This window comes from Arthrobacter sp. StoSoilB13 (assembly GCF_019977255.1).
GTDB lineage: Bacteria > Actinomycetota > Actinomycetes > Actinomycetales > Micrococcaceae > Arthrobacter.
The window spans coordinates 1,143,577-1,159,206 of the sequence record NZ_AP024648.1; the positions used below are offsets into that span (position 1 = coordinate 1,143,577).

At 62.8% G+C, this 15,630-nt stretch carries 9 protein-coding genes and 3 pseudogenes; 10 read left to right on the plus strand and 2 right to left on the minus strand.

The window, feature by feature from the left end; genetic code table 11:
- The first annotated feature begins 20 nt into the window (after window positions 1–20).
- The gene (locus LDP01_RS17480) at window positions 21–1,205 is read left to right on the plus strand and encodes a Gfo/Idh/MocA family protein (RefSeq protein ID WP_224092055.1); all 1,185 of its coding nucleotides are present in this window, start codon (window positions 21–23) and stop codon (window positions 1,203–1,205) included.
- On the opposite strand, the gene LDP01_RS17485 is transcribed toward LDP01_RS17480, so the two are convergent.
- A complete protein-coding gene (locus LDP01_RS17485; protein ID WP_224092057.1) occupies window positions 1,202–2,131 on the minus strand; it encodes a LysR family transcriptional regulator in 930 nt (309 codons plus the stop codon). The two genes, LDP01_RS17480 and LDP01_RS17485, sit on opposite strands and share 4 nt — an antisense overlap.
- A gap of 107 nt (window positions 2,132–2,238) precedes the next feature.
- On the opposite strand from LDP01_RS17485, the gene tdh reads away from it, so the two are divergent.
- Together tdh and kbl are read left to right on the plus strand one after the other, a co-directional pair.
- Window positions 2,239–3,285 (plus strand): L-threonine 3-dehydrogenase, zinc-binding type, encoded by a 1,047-nt coding sequence (gene tdh, locus LDP01_RS17490; RefSeq protein WP_224092059.1) that lies wholly within the window; start codon window positions 2,239–2,241, stop codon window positions 3,283–3,285.
- Window positions 3,286–3,332: 47 nt separating this feature from the next.
- Complete coding sequence (gene kbl / locus LDP01_RS17495) at window positions 3,333–4,526, plus strand: glycine C-acetyltransferase (protein ID WP_224092061.1); 1,194 nt, start codon at window positions 3,333–3,335, stop codon at window positions 4,524–4,526.
- A gap of 188 nt (window positions 4,527–4,714) precedes the next feature.
- On the opposite strand, the pseudogene LDP01_RS17500 reads toward kbl, so the two are convergent.
- A pseudogene (locus tag LDP01_RS17500) lies at window positions 4,715–5,930 on the minus strand (IS3 family transposase).
- A 320-nt stretch (window positions 5,931–6,250) separates the two neighbouring features.
- Here LDP01_RS17500 and LDP01_RS17510 point away from each other — a divergent pair.
- From LDP01_RS17510 to LDP01_RS17540, 7 genes and pseudogenes are all read left to right on the plus strand, one after another.
- Window positions 6,251–7,349 (plus strand): annotated as a pseudogene (locus LDP01_RS17510) (NAD(P)/FAD-dependent oxidoreductase).
- A gap of 11 nt (window positions 7,350–7,360) precedes the next feature.
- Complete coding sequence (gene hutI / locus LDP01_RS17515) at window positions 7,361–8,599, plus strand: imidazolonepropionase (protein WP_224092068.1); 1,239 nt, start codon at window positions 7,361–7,363, stop codon at window positions 8,597–8,599.
- Window positions 8,600–8,699: 100 nt separating this feature from the next.
- The gene (locus tag LDP01_RS17520; RefSeq protein ID WP_224092070.1) at window positions 8,700–10,214 is read left to right on the plus strand and encodes a sensor histidine kinase; all 1,515 of its coding nucleotides are present in this window, start codon (window positions 8,700–8,702) and stop codon (window positions 10,212–10,214) included.
- Window positions 10,211–10,894, plus strand: a complete 684-nt coding sequence (locus tag LDP01_RS17525) for a response regulator (RefSeq protein WP_224092072.1) — start codon at window positions 10,211–10,213, stop codon at window positions 10,892–10,894. Before LDP01_RS17520 ends, LDP01_RS17525 begins: the two co-directional genes overlap by 4 nt.
- Window positions 10,895–11,048: 154 nt before the next feature.
- The gene (locus LDP01_RS17530; protein ID WP_224092074.1) at window positions 11,049–13,025 is read left to right on the plus strand and encodes an APC family permease; all 1,977 of its coding nucleotides are present in this window, start codon (window positions 11,049–11,051) and stop codon (window positions 13,023–13,025) included.
- Window positions 13,026–13,043: 18 nt separating this feature from the next.
- Window positions 13,044–13,442, plus strand: a complete 399-nt coding sequence (locus LDP01_RS17535; RefSeq protein WP_224092085.1) for a hypothetical protein — start codon at window positions 13,044–13,046, stop codon at window positions 13,440–13,442.
- 117 nt (window positions 13,443–13,559) lie between these two features.
- Window positions 13,560–15,519, plus strand: a pseudogene (locus tag LDP01_RS17540) (amino acid transporter).
- The last annotated feature ends 111 nt before the right edge of the window (window positions 15,520–15,630 follow it).

The following is a 15,630-nucleotide window of genomic DNA, read 5'->3' on the forward strand; positions in this document are numbered from 1 at the left end:
GCAGAAGGAAATTGCACCTCATGGAAAAGGATTTGAAGGTCGGCATCGTGGGTTTCGGTCTGCGCTCCGGGTTGTGGAGACACGCCCACAAGCCGGGCAAGGGCTCTGAAGTCACCATCGTCTGCGACGTGAGCGAGAGGGGACGGGCGGATGCCGCGGCGGCCATTCCCCCGGCCCGCATCACCAGCGACCTCGAAGAAGTGCTCGCCAGCGACCTGGACGCCGTCCTGGTGTTAACGCCCGATAACCAGCATGCCGCCGTCGCGGTCCGTACGCTTAAGGCCGGCATTGCGACCTTCTGCGAAAAGCCGCTGGATATCACTTTGGAGTCAGCGGACCTGATCCTGAAGACGGCGTATGAGACCGGAACGCGCCTCTACGTTGGGCACAACATGCGGCACATGCCGGTTGTAGTACAGATGCGCCACATCATACAGGAGGGCAGGATCGGTGAGGTCAAGGCCGTCTGGTGCCGGCACTTTGTTGGCGATGGTGGGGACTACTACTTCAAGGACTGGCATGCCCAGCGCGCCAATGTCACCTCGTTGCTCCTCCAAAAGGGCGCGCACGATATCGACGTGATCCACTGGCTTGCCGGCGGGTACACCAAGCGGGTCTCCGCCGTCGGCGATCTTGCGGTCTATGGCAACGTCAGCAGGCGCAGCAACAACTCCGGAAAGCGCATGGGCGAATGGTTCTCCGTGGAAAACTGGCCCCCCACGGAGCAGAAGGATCTGGCGGAGGTGATCGACGTCGAGGACATTTCCATGATGAACATGGTCCTGGACAACGGGGGGCTGGCCTCCTACCAGCAGTGCCACTTCACACCCGATTACTGGCGCAATTACACGATCATCGGCACCAAAGGCAGAATCGAGAACTTTGGCGACGGGCCAGGGCAGACCATCAACGTCTGGACCAGCCGGACTTCCGGCTACGCTCCACCGGACGAGGTGCACACGATCCAGGACGGTGACGGAGGCCATGGGGGCGCAGACCCGCGCCTGATTGAGGAATTCCTGCGCTTCGCCTCCCAGGGCGGCCCCACACAAACCAGCCCGGTGGCCGCACGGCAAGCAGTGGCGGCTGGCATCCTCGCCACCGAATCGCTGCGCGGCGACGGCTGCGCGCGGGAAGTCCCTGCCCTGCCTGCCGGGCTCGTGGCATACTTCGACGCCGGCCAACCCGCCCTGGTCCGCGACTAGCCAGCGGGGCTGGATAGCTCGATAAGTTCGGTCATGACGGTTTGAAGTGACTCGCAAACCGTCATGACCGATTTCCGTTTCAGCGTTTCCGGGCGTGCGAGAATGTCGATCTTGCGCACCGAGTTCACGCCGGAAAGGGGCCTCAGCACAACACCGGCATCCAGGACGCGCCGTGCCGTGAACCTTGGCAGGAGTCCGATTGCACCACCAGCCGCAACAAGCGCGGCAACAGTTGAGTAGTCGTTGATGCGGTGCAGCACTTCGGCGGGCCGTCCACTCACGGCAACGACGGCGGCGAGCACGTCCGCGGGGGAGTAGCCGTCGCGGCTGGTCACCCAGGTTTCACCCACGACGTCGGACGGCTTCAGTTCGCGCCGGGACGCCAGCGGGTGGTCCGCGGGCAGGGCGACGTCCAGGGGCTCGTCCGCCAGCGGGATCACGGCCACTTTGTCTTCGGGCCACGGTGGGCTGTTGTCCATCCTGTGTGCCAGGACGAGGTCGTAGCGTGCAACCAGCCCCGGGAAATCCTCCTGCGCCACATCCTCATCCGAGAGTCGAAGCCTTGGCGACCTTCCGCCGTCGGACGCCAAAAGCGCTGCCAACGGCGCAAACAGCGCCTGTCCCGCGCTGTGGAAGGCGCTGACGCTCACAGGCGCGTCGGGAGCGTCGTGATAGGCGCCGATCGCTGCCCGCGCATCCGCCATGGCGTTCACGACGGCGGCCCCGGCCTCGGCGAGGACCTTTCCGGCGTCGGTCAGCACCAGGGCGCGGCCTTCCTTGCGCGTCAGTGGAACGTCCACCGATTTCTGCAGGAGTGCGAGCTGTTGCGAAACGGCCGATGGGGTGACCATAAGAGTCTCAGCCACAGCTTTTACACTCCCGAGGTCACCGAGTTCACGGAGCATCTGCAACTGATGTATTTCCATTAGTAAATCCTAAATCGTTGATTGAGAAGAATCTAGTTGTGCTAAATCGTTGGCGGCGCTCTAATGGAGTCAGCAGCAGCGAAGCAGCCCCAGCAGTGAGGAATCCCATGAAGGCTCTCTACAAATCCGGACCACACGCAGGGTTCGAACTCGTTGACCGCCCCGAGCCCGAAACGGGACCCAGCGACGTCAAGATCCGTGTCATGACCACGGGCATCTGCGGTACCGACCTCCACATCCAGAGCTGGGATGCCTGGGCTCAAAGCATCATCGAAACGCCGCTCATCGCGGGCCACGAGTTCTACGGTGAAGTGGTGGAAGTCGGCGAGGACGTCCGTGACGTCAAAGTAGGGGACCGCGTCTCCGGCGAAGGCCACGTCGTCTGCGGAATCTGCCGCAACTGCCGTGCAGGGCGCCGCCAGATGTGCATCCACACCGTCTCCGTTGGAGTGCAACGCGATGGTGCTTTCGCCGAATATGTGGTCATTCCGGAGACCAACGTCTGGGTCCACCACGACGAATCCGTCACGCCGGAACTCGGCGCCATCTTTGACCCCTTCGGCAATGCCGTCCACACCGCGCTTAGCTTCCCCTTGGTGGGCGAAGACGTCCTCATTACCGGTGCGGGACCCATCGGGCTGATGGCCATCGCCGTCGCCCGCCACGCAGGCGCCCGCAAGATCGCCATCACTGACGTATCCGCTCCGCGCTTGGAACTGGCCCGTCAAATGGGTGTTGACCTCGCCGTCGACGTTTCCAGGATGCGCGTCCGCGATGCACAGCGGGAGCTGGGTATGCGCGAAGGATTCGATATCGGCCTGGAAATGTCCGGACACCCCACCGCCCTGCCTGAGATGATCGACAACATGAACCACGGCGGGCGGATCGCCATGCTGGGACTTCCCAGCCAGTCCATCGACATCGACTGGGGCAAGGTGGTCACCCACATGCTCACGCTCAAGGGCATATACGGCCGCGAGATGTTCGAGACCTGGTACGCGATGAGCGCCATGCTTTCTTCCAACCCCGTGTTGCACCGGAACATCTCCGCAGTCGTCACCGACAAGCTGTCTGCGGCGGACTGGGAAAAGGGCTTCGAGATCGCCCGCGCCGGCACCGGCGGCAAAGTGGTCCTCGACTGGACCGAACTGTAACCCCGCTGCCGCCACCGAACCCTTCCCGACGTATTCAGGAGCACCCCATGTACTCAGCCATCAAAGACCAACTCCAGGGCGAACTCGACGAGATCCGCAGCGCAGGCCTCTTCAAGACCGAACGCCACATCGATTCCCCGCAGGCCAGCCACATCGCCGCAGGCCAACTCGGCCAGCCAGCCAACACCGTGCTGAACTTCTGCGCCAACAACTACCTTGGCCTTGCCGACCACCCTGACATCATCGCCGCAGCCAAGTCCGCGATGGACGAGCGCGGCTTTGGCATGGCCTCTGTGCGCTTCATTTGCGGCACCCAGGATCTTCACCTGGAACTCGAGGCGCGTGTCTCGGCGTTTTTGGGCACCGAGGACACGATTCTGTTCTCCAGCTGCTTCGATGCCAACGGCGGCGTGTTTGAGTCACTCTTCGGCCCTGAAGACGCGATCATCTCGGACTCCCTCAACCACGCATCCATCATCGACGGCATTCGGCTGAGCAAGGCCAAGCGCTTCCGCTATGCCAACCAGGACATGGCTGACCTTGAGGCCAAGCTCGTTGAGGCCGAGGGGTCCCGTCGGAAGATCATCGTCACCGATGGTGTGTTCTCCATGGACGGCTACCTCGCGCCGCTTGAAGCCATCTGTGACCTCGCCGAAAAGCACGATGCCCTTGTCATGGTGGACGATTCCCATGCCGTCGGGTTTATGGGCCCCACGGGTGCCGGCACTCCCGAACACGCTGGTGTTTCGGATCGCGTGGACATTTTCACGGGTACCTTCGGCAAGGCCCTCGGTGGCGCCTCCGGCGGTTATGTTTCCGGACGTGGCGAGATCGTAGCGATGCTGCGCCAGAAGGCGCGCCCCTACCTGTTCTCCAACTCCCTGGCACCCGCCATCGTGGCCGCCACCATCAAGGCGATCGAGCTCGTGCAGGAATCCGGTGAACTCCGCACCCGCCTGTTCGAAAACGCTGCCCTCTTCCGCCGCCGCATGAGCGAGGAAGGCTTCGAGCTGCTCGACGGCGAACACGCCATCATTCCCGTCATGTTCGGGGATGCCGTCGTGGCCGCAAAGGTGGCCGACGAGATGCTCGGTCACGGTGTGTTCGTCACCGCCTTCAGCTACCCGGTGGTGCCGAAGGGAGCGGCCCGCATCCGCGTCCAGCTTTCCGCCGCACACAGCGCGGACGACGTCGAAGCTTGCGTTCAGGCGTTCGTGAAGAGTCGCGCAGCGGTTGCGTAAGCTGCCCTGCCCCCGATGTTCTCTCACATCCTGCCCCTTTTGACCGGATCTTCTCTCACATCCTGCCCCTTTTGACCGGATCCGCTCTCACATCCTGCCCCTTTTGACCGGATCCGCTCTCACATCCTGCGGGCTCCCGGCGGATGTTGCGCTCGTCAAGTTTTTGAGACAGTTCTCGTTGTTGTTGGTTAGGCGGCCAGGGGTCCCTGAACGGTGGTTTGGTAAGCGGTGTGGGCTGTTACGGGTGGTGCGCCGCCGGCCCGGCGGTTGGGTCGGCGGCGGTTGTACCAGCCCTCGATGTAGTCCATCACGGCGGTCCGGGCGGCGAGCCTGGAACCGAAGCGGTGGTGGTGGTAGAACTCGGTTTTGAGGTGGGAGAAGAAGTTCTCGGCGACCGCGTTGTCCCAGCACACCCCTACCTTGCCCATGGACTGAGTGACCGCGTTCGTGCCGCACCATTGCTGGAATTCCTCAGAGGTGTACTGGGCGCCGCGGTCGGAGTGGAAGACCACAGAATCCTCGGCGAAGCGCCCGTGGTTCCGGGCCATCTGCAGGGCCGCGGTGCACAGGCTCGCACGCATGTGTCCGGCCATGGACCAGCCAATGACCATGCCGGAGAACAGATCGATGACGGTGGCCAGGTAGAGCCAGCCTTCGCCGGTGCGCAGGTAGGTGATATCGCCGACCAGACGGGTCCCGGGCACGGTGGAGGTGAAGTCGCGTTTGCCGTCGGTGTCGAGCATGTGGTTCTCGATGTGGGCGGTCTTGGCCTGCGGGTCCTGGACCGTGGTCTGTTTCCAGGCCCGAGTTCGGATGGCACGCAGACCGGTCTCGCGCATGATGGCTCCGACGGTTGGGGCGGAGACCTTGGTCCCGGCCGCGTTCAGCAACAAGGCCAACTGGTCCCGTCCGGCACGGCCTTCCTCCTTCGTATAGAGGTCGGTGACCGCGGTGACCAGATCCTCATGCCGCACGGCACGTGGTGAGGGCCCGGCGGGGTTGCGCCACCGATAGAACGAGGCCCGTGAGACCTTCAATGCCCGGCACAGCCACACCACTGAATGGTTGGCCTTCTCCGCTTCGATGAACTCGTAGAAATCCTCTACTTTTGCTTCGCGGCAAAGAAGGCGCTGACTTTTCCCAGGAACTCGACCTCGGCCTTCAACCTGGCGTTCTCGGCCAAGGCCTTTTGGTGTTCTTCCCAGGCAACCGGGGCCCCCTGTCCTCGGACGGGACAGGGGCATTTGGTTGACGTTCCCGATGTCGGTGAAGCCAGTTCCCCAGCGTGCTTTCCTTCACCCCGATCTCCTCGGCGACCTGCTTCACCGAACGGTTCGTGGACAGCACCAGCCGCACCGCTTCCTCACGGAAAGCGGCATCATATTTTCTTCTGGGCGTGGTCATCTGAAACGAATCTCCCATCAAGCTGTCTCAGAAAACCATACGGCCGCATGTTCTCTCACTTTCTTGAGGCAAGGGAGAGAGCATCGGGCCGTTGGGGGGTGGATGGGAGAGAGCATCGGGCCGGTGTGGGGTGGATGTGAGAGAAGATCGGGCCGTTTGGGGGGTGGATGTGAGAGAACATCGGGCCGTTTGGGGGGTGGATGTGAGAGAACATCGGGCCGTTTGGGGGGTGGATGTGAGAGAAGATCGGGCCGTTTGGGGGTTGGATGTGAGAGCGCATCGATCTGGGCACCCGTCATGCCTTCTGACAGGATGGAGCCATGGCTTCGAATTATGACGTGGTAATCGTTGGCGGCGGCATTGCGGGGCTTTCCCTGGCGTCCGCGCTTGCAGGGAAGTGCACGGTTGCACTGGTGGAGGCGGAGCAGTCGTTGGCCTTCCATACTTCTTCGAGGTCGGCCCGCCAGTTGATCCCAAGCTACGGTCCGCCCGTGGTGCAGGAGTTGACTGTCCGGACCTTGGAAATGATGAGGGCGCGCGACGCCGAACTTCCTGAGCCCGTCCTTACCCCGCGCGGCTTCATGCTGGTGGGCGATGAGGAAACTGTCCAGGCAGAGGCCAGCGGCAACATGCACACAATCACCCACGCAGAAGCCATGCAGCTCTGCCCGGTCCTGAAACCGGACTCGTTCACGGCGGCAGGATTGGACAATGGCTCGTTTGGTTGCGATGCACCCGCCTTGTTGGAAGATCACCGGACGAGGGCCGAGGGCCGCCGGGGCCGACATCATCACCGGTGCGCGCGTTCACTCGGCCCAGCGGCTCGGAAGCGGCTGGCAGGTGGGTGCCGGAACGGAAGGTTTCCAGTCCGCCGTCGTGGTTAACGCCGCAGGTGCGTGGGCGGATGAGTTGGCCGTTATCAGCGGCGTGGAGAAGTTGGGACTGCAGCCGTATCGGAGGACTGCGGCGATTGTTAACGTCGAGCAATCGTTGACGCGGCAAACGCCAATGGTGGCTGCGGCCGATCACTCGTTCTACTTCCGCGCCGAGGGTGACCAGGTGCTCATCTCTCCGTCGGAAACCGTGCCCAGCGGGGCCGAAGACGCCAAACCCTATGCCGGCGATGTGGACAAACTCATCAGCAGGCTCAACTCAGTGACGTCCTTGGGCATCCGTTCAGTGGACCGGGCGTGGACGGGGTTGCGCACGGAAGCTGCGGACGGAATCCCCGTGGTTGGTTTCGACGCCGAAGCGAAGGGCTTCTTCTGGCTGGCAGGGCAGGGCGGCTATGGATTCCAGACGTCCTCGGCCATCGCTGAACTTGCCGCAGACCTCATCCTGGGAAACGTAGAGGCCGACAGTCCGGAATCCCGGACAGCTGAGCAGCTTGCGGCCGTCCGCTGGTCCATCCGGCGCTGAACAATAGGGACATGAGCGGAATCAGCAGTCCAGGACAAAACAGCACTCTCATCACCAACATCGGCGAGCTGATGACCCAGGACCTGGAGCATCGTGTCCTCAAGGACGCCGCGATCGTGTTCGAAGGCGAGCGCATTGCCTGGATCGGGCCCAGCAAGGATGCTCCCGTGGCCGATACAAAGATCGACGCCGAAGGCCGCGCCGTCCTGCCCGGCTGGGTCGACTCGCACTCCCACCTCGTTTTCGCCGGTGACCGCACAGCCGAGTTTGAGGCCCGGATGGCCGGGCAGAGCTATAGCGCCGGCGGGATTGCCGTCACCACGGGTGCCACGCGCAGCGTCAGCGACGAAGACCTCGCCCGCCTGGTGCAGGAGCGGGTGGAGGAAGCCGTCTCGCAGGGAACTACTTACCTTGAGAGCAAGACCGGCTACGGCTTGGACGTGGAGAACGAGGCCCGGAGTGCACGCATCGCCGCGGCCCTGGTAGACGAGGTCACCTATCTCGGCGCGCACCTGGTGCCGGCCGGGTCCGATCCGGAGGAGTACACGGACCTGGTCTGCGGTGAAATGCTCGACGCCGTCCGGCCGCACGTGCGCTGGGCGGACGTGTTCTGCGAGCGCGGTGCCTTCACGGAGGAGCAGTCGCGCCGGGTCCTGACGGCTGCCCGGGATGCCGGGTTGGGACTGCGCGTGCATGGCAACCAGCTGGGCGAGGGGCCAGGTGTGGCGTTGGCCGTGGAGTTCGCGGCCGCCAGCGTGGACCACGTGAACTATCTTTCGGACAAGGACGTTGACGCGCTCGCGGGAACCTGGGCGGGTTGGGACCCGGCCACGGGCAGTGGAGTCCGTGGAACCGTCGCAACGTGCTTGCCTGCCTGTGACTTGTCCACGCGACAGCCGCTCGCGCCAGGCCGGGAACTGATTGATGCGGGCGTCCAGATCGCCCTGGCCGCCAACTGCAACCCTGGCACCTCCTACACGAGTTCCATTGCCTTCTGTGTGACCACGGCGGTCCTGCAGATGCACCTCAGCGTCCATGAAGCGGTCCGGGCGGCGACGTACGGCGGCGCGCTGGCGTTGGGTCGGGAGTCAGGGAACGACGTCGACGGCGAACGGGCGGTGGGTTCGCTCGCCGTCGGTCATCGCGCGGACCTTCACATGCTGAAGGCGCCGTCGGCAACGCACTTGGCGTACCGGCCAGGGATTCCCTTGACGCATTCTGTGTGGCGGGCGGGCGTTCGCGCCGTCTAAGGCAGGTTGTAAGCAAGGTAGGGCGGCGTTCCGGTGGGGACGTCGCCCTTTCTGCTTCAGCATTCAGCCAGAACGCTGGCACAGCTGACAGACTGTGGACATGGCAACGGGAATTGTTCGGATACGTTCAGGAGGGCTGGGCCGGGCCAGGACCACGGCGGGGTTTGTTTTGGCGGTACTCATCCCCGTTCTGGCCACGGCGGTGATGTCCTTTGCCCCGGATCTGAACTTTGCCACCCATGTACTGGTGCATTTGACCGGAGTGATGGCGGTGGCGTTCATCGGTGGTCTCTGGCCTGCCGTGCTGGCCGCGATTCTGGACTCGTTGTTGCTGAATTATTTCGAGACCGAACCGGTCGGAACTTTCAGAATCAATGACCCGCAGATTCTGTTTGCCTTGTTCGTGTTTTTGGGGGCGGGGATTGCTGTGTCCTTGGTCGTAGGCCTCTCGGCCAAGCGGGCCCAGGAGGCTATTCATGCCCGTGCCGAGGCAGGGACACTGTTGGAGTTGGCGAGGGACGCCCTGATCGAGAACGACACCATTGCGGCATTTCTGGATAAGGTCCGGGAGACCTTCCAGGTCCGCTCGGTGGGCTTGTTTACCAGGACCCCCGGAACAGGCGAGGGCTGGGAACTCCAGGCCCAGTCGGGTGAACCGCAGCCAAAGCCTCCGGGCTCGGCTGAATCAGGCGGCGGTGCTTGCGAGATGGCAGATACCGGGACGGCCCTTGTGGTTTCCGGCAGGACCCTCACCGCCGGAGAGCGGCGGCTGCTGGCGGCACACGCGACCCACCTGCTTTTACTCCGGCAACGTCATGCACTCCAGCTCCGGCTGAAGGCGACCACGAAAATGGCTGAGGGCAACAGCATACGGACGTCCATTCTGAATGCCGTCAGCCACGACTTGCGGACGCCATTGGCCGGAATCAAGCTGGCCGTGACCGCCTTGCAGCGCCAGAAGGGACGGCTTGCCGAAGACGTACAGGACGAGATGCTCCATACCATCGACTCCTATGCGGACCGTCTTGACTCCTTGGTGGGCAATCTGTTGGACATGTCGCGGATCTCCAGCGGATCCACCGCCCCGCTCACATCTTCGGTGACCTGGCGTGATGCCATCGAAGATGCGCTGCGGGGTCTGCCGGCAGGAGCGATCCGGATCGATCTGGCTCCTGACACGCCAGCCATTGATGCCGACCTCGGCATGCTGGAACGCGTCATTGCCAATATCGTCGAGAATGCCCTGAAATACGCGGCGGGCTCGGATATCGCCATCGTGGGACCTGCCAATGGACCAGCCAATAGGCCAGGGGTTGCCACGATTGAAGGACGCCCCTGTGGAGAACTGAGGATTGTGGACCACGGCCAGGGGGTGGCCGCCGCGGATGTGATCGCGATGTTTGAGCCGTTCCAGCGGCTGGACGACGCGCCGGCGGGCCTGGGAATAGGACTCGGACTGGCCGTTGCGAAAGGATTTACCGAAGCGATGGGCGGCCAACTAAGGGCGGAACCGACACCAGGAGGGGGACTGACCGTTGTCATCCGCCTTCCTCTTTCCACCGGGGACGGAAACCCACATCACGCACCCGGCACCCCGGAACGAAGGGAGCCATGAGGACTGTACTCGTCGTAGACGACGAACCCCAACTGCTGCGCGCTTTGCAGGTAAATCTGCGTGCTGAGGGATATCAAGTGCTGACGGCACTGGACGGCACCGCTGCTCTGCAGCAGGCCACGGCCAACCACCCGGACCTCATCGTTCTGGATCTTGGACTTCCGGACATTAATGGCGTTGACGTCATCACTGCGATCCGCCGTTCCAGCAGTACCCCGATCATTGTCCTGTCTGCCCGGCAAGGGTCCGTGGACAAAGTCCGCGCTTTGGATGCCGGCGCGGATGACTACGTCACGAAACCGTTTGGCCTGGATGAGCTACTGGCACGGTTGCGCGTCGCCGAACGCCGTCTGGGCACGTCCGACGGCGGCGAACAAGTTGTGATTGTCGACGTCGGGGACTTCGCAGTGGACCTCGAAAAGAAGAAAGTGACACGCGATGGCTCACCAGTACGGCTGACCCCGCGGGAATGGGCCATCCTGCAACTGCTGGTCTGCAACCCGGGACGGCTCATCACCCAGCAGCAGATGCTTGCCAGGATCTGGGGGCCGGGTTACGACGGAGAAACGCATTACCTCCGCGTCTATATGGGACAGCTGCGACGCAAACTTGAAGCCGACCCTGCCCGTCCCAGGCATCTGCTCACCGAGGCCGGAATGGGTTACCGCTTCGAGCCATAACCGGCAGCGACGGGCAAGTCTTCAAGGGACAGCCGGGGCGTTCCGGAGGGGTGTAAATGATTCGTAAATAGAAATGCCTTTCCCGTTTCAATGCCTTCTGTCGGTGTTAGCTTCGGCTGTGACCGCGGTGCATTGACCGCGCGGAAGGGAAACCATGACCACGTTGAGCAGGCCCCCGGCTGACCCGTCGGCGCCCAAGCCGGGCGGCAAAGCCGCGCTGAAAAACTGGTTGTTGTTCGGGCTCCAGGACAGCAAAGGCACGCACCAGGGTCCCGGCGGACTAACTGCGGCCAATGAGAAGAAGCATCCGTGGTGGCAGGTCATGTGCCTGACCGGCGTCGATTACTTCTCCACCTTGGGTTACCAGCCGGCAATCGCGGCGCTGGCCGCCGGTGTGATCTCACCATTGGCTACCATGGTGCTCATCGTCGTCACCCTGTTCGGCGCCCTGCCCGTCTACCGCCGCGTGGCCCGGGAAAGTCATCGCGGCGAAGGCTCCATTGCCATGCTTGAACGCCTCCTGCCACGCTGGGGCGGCAAGCTCTTCGTCCTCATCCTGCTCGGATTCGCCGCCACCGACTTCATGATCACCATGACCCTCTCCGCCGCAGACGCAAGTGCACACCTGATTCAGAACCCTGTGGCCCCAGGTTGGTTGCAGGGCCAGAACATCCTCGTCACGCTCTTCCTTCTGGCTCTGCTGGCTGCCGTCTTCCTCCGCGGTTTCAAGGAAGCCATCGGAGTGGCCGTCGTCCTCGTCGTCCTTTACCTGGGCCTGAATGCCGTGGTCGTGGCCGTAACCCTCGCCCAGGTGTTCACGCACCCGGTCGCCATGGGCGGCTGGTGGAACGCGCTCTGGACCTCGCACGGGGACCCGGTCATGGTGGTGGGAATCGCCCTGCTCGTCTTTCCCAAACTTGCCCTCGGCCTGTCAGGCTTCGAAACAGGCGTCGCCGTCATGCCCCAGGTCCGCGGAGACGACACCGACACAGAGGAAAACCCCGAAGGCCGCATCCGCGGAACCCGCAAAATGCTCACCACCGCAGCTGTCATCATGAGCGGATTCCTGGTCACCACCAGTTTCATCACCGTCGTACTGATCCCGGAACAGGAATTCCAACCCGGCGGACAAGCCAACGGCCGCGCCCTGGCCTTCCTCGCCCACGAGTACCTCGGCGTGGGATTCGGCAGCATCTATGACATCAGCACCATCGCGATCCTATGGTTCGCCGGAGCCTCCGCCATGGCCGGACTGCTGAACCTCGTCCCGCGATACCTGCCCCGATACGGCATGGCCCCAGGCTGGGCCAAAGCCGTCCGCCCCCTGGTGCTCGTCTTCACCCTCGTCGGTTTCCTCATTACCTTCCTCTTTGAAGCCGACGTCGATGCCCAGGGCGGCGCCTACGCCACCGGCGTGCTTGTGCTCATGACCTCGGCAGCTGTTGCCGTCACGCTCTCTGCACGCCGGCGCAGGCAGCGAAAACGCACCATGGGCTTTGGCATCATCTCCCTGGTGTTCACATACACCACGATCGCCAATATCTTCGAACGGCCCGAGGGCATCAGGATCGCCGGAGTCTTCATTCTGGGCATCATCGTGATTTCCCTGCTCTCGCGCATCCGCCGCTCCTTCGAACTCCACGCCACACGCGTCCATCTGGACCGCCAGGCCCTGGAATTCATGTCCGACACCCTCGAAGGCCCCATCGCAATCATCGCCCACGAACCGCTGCGGCTCACCGCCGAAGCGTACCGGGACAAGCTCACTTCAGCGATCGAGGTCAGCCACCTGCCGCTGGAACAGCAAGCCATCTTCCTCGAAGTGATCGTCGACGATTCATCTGACTTCGAAACGGAACTACAAGTACACGGCGTGACGCGGCACGGGTACCGGATCCTGGAGGTCCACGGCCCCGTGGTACCTAACACGATCGCGTCCGTCCTGCTCCATATCCGGGACGTCACCGGGCTCATGCCACATATCTACTTCCGGTGGACCGAAGGAAATCCTTTCACCAATCTCCTGCGCTTCCTGTTCCTGGGCGAGGGCGAAATCGCTCCCGTCACAAGGGAAGTGCTGCGTGAGGCAGTGCCCGATGTCACCCAACGCCCGTGGGTCCACGTCGGCTGACCAAGGAGGTGTTCCCGCATGGGCCCGCATCAAGGCGATACCGACGGCGGAGTGAGGTTCGCTGCACCGCCGGACTCAGTGGAGGGTTACGGAGGACGCGGTGTAGACGGCGCAGCGTATCGCCCTCCGGGGGGCTACCTCTTCAGGGACAATGCCGGCGATACCTGGTGGATCATTTTCCAGGTATCCTCTGACCCGGCTTCTCACGGACCCAACGTTCGTGGAGACGTCCTCGGCTGCAGCGAATCCTACGAGGAGCTTGTTCACGTACGGGTGCTGGCCGCCGACGTGCTCCGTGTGGACGCTGATGCCGCCTTCCGCCAAAAGTTACCCTCCAGCTATGAGGAGGCTGCAAATGTTGCCGCGGGCATCCCGCGTGCTGGAACACAATTCCGGCGTGAAGGGGGCGGGGCGTAAAGGAACCGTAAAGGATCCCCGATTTTCCTGTTTCCACGTTTTCTCCGGTGCTACGCTCCCCGGGATCACGTCGGCAGACAGGAAGACGAGGCAGTGACAACATCGGCCCGGAAGGACATTCCGGACAGCATCCCAAACCCTGAACGCAAACGGCAATCAGGAAATCCGCTGGTGCGATGGTTGTTGGAACACCGTGTCCATCAGCCCGTCGGTCCTGAATCCGTTGAGGACCATGCCACCCAACAAAGCTGGTGGAAGGTCATGTGCCTGACGGGTGTCGACTACTTCTCAACGTTGTCCTACCTACCCGGCATAGCAGCCCTGGCAGCGGGTGCGCTTTCGCCGCTGGCGACCCTGTTAATCGTTGCTCTGACATTGCTGGGCATGCTGCCGATGTACCGAAGGGTGGCAAAGGAAAGTCCCCACGGACAGGGATCCGTGGCCATGCTGGAGAACCTGCTGCCTTTCTGGCGCGGCAAGATTTTCGTACTCGTCCTTCTCGGCTTTGTTGCGACATCGTGGATCATCACCATCACACTGTCCGCGGCCGACGCAACAGTACACCTTCTGGAGAACCCGTTCGTTCCGCCTTTCCTTGAAGGCCAAGCAGTCGCCGTGACGGTGGTTCTCCTGCTGATCCTGGGCGGGGTGTTCCTGATGGGCTTCAGCGAGGGCCGTGGCCGTGGCGATCCCGCTCGTAGCCGTGTTTTTGGGACTGAACGCCATCATCATCGGCGTTGGGATCGTGGACATCGCAGCTTCTCCGGCTCTGTTGTCCTCCTGGTCCGAAGCACTGACTGCCGCGTCCGGTGGAGGCTTGGGTGGGCTGGTCCTGCCTGCCCTTGTCGCCTTCCCACTCCTCGTACTGGGCCTTTCAGGATTCGAGACCGGCGTCAGCATGATGCCACTGGTCTCGGCGAATACGACACCCGGGGAACGGCTCGCCGTCCGTATCAGGAACACCCGCAAACTCCTTACGACCGCTGCTGTCATCATGAGCGTCTATCTGATCGGCAGCAGCTTCGTCACGACCGTTCTGATACCCGCAGAAGCTTTCCGGGAAGGCGGGGCAGCAAATGGCCGTGCCTTGGCCTACCTGGCACACCAAAGGCTCGGTGAAGGATTCGGATCGGTATACGACATCAGCAGTATCCTCATCCTCTGGTTTGCCGGGGCATCGGCCATGGCGGGACTGGTCAACATCGTCCCGCGCTATCTTCCGTCCTATGGCATGGCGCCGGATTGGACCCGGGCAGTGCGCCCCGTCGTCCTCGTCTACACAGCCGTAAGCATCCTGATCACCATCGGCTTCAAAGCAGACGTGAACGCCCAGGCAGGAGCTTATGCCACGGGGATCCTCGCCATGATGGTTTCCGGATCGGCTGCTGTGACGATCTCCGCCCTTCGCCGAAAACGACGGCGGGCCGCCAGCGGCTTCGTAGTCCTGACTCTCATTTTGCTTTACGCCCTGATAGCGAACGTCATTGAGAAACCTGACGGACTCACCATCTCCGGCTTCTTCATCCTGGGCATCATCGTGGTGTCCCTCGTTTCCAGGGTCAGCCGGACGACCGAGTTGCGGGTGGATCGAATCCAATTCGACGAGAATGCGCGTCGTTTCATCGCAGATTCCCTCGACTATGACGGCCGGCTCAACCTCATTGCCAATCGCCCTCAAGCACGGGACGCTGCCGAATACGCGGCCAAGGAAACCGACCAGCGCGAATTGAACCCGGTACCTGGCTCCGCCGACGTCATCTTCCTCGAAATCGACGTTAGTGACCCGTCCAGCTTCAGCGATACCCTCACCGTTACCGGCGTCGAAGTTGCCGGTCACCGCGTCCTGCGCGCCCAAAGCCCCGCCGCGCCGAACGCGATCGCTGCGATCCTCCTGGCTCTCCGCAACGCCACAGGCGTTCGTCCCCACGCCTATTTCGAATGGTCCGAAGGCAACCCCCTGGCACACCTGATGCGCTACCTGCTGCTGGGCCGCGGCGACACCGCTCCTGTGGTCCGGGAAATCATCCGCGAAAACGAACCCGACCCCGACCTTCGGCCAGGCATCCATGTCGGCTAACCCCAAGCCGTCGGCTAAACCAAAGCCGACCCGGACCCCTGGACCACCGCGAGCCGGGAATGGCAACGCACGCCTGCGGTGGAAGCACCGGGACCCACAGACGCGGCGTGA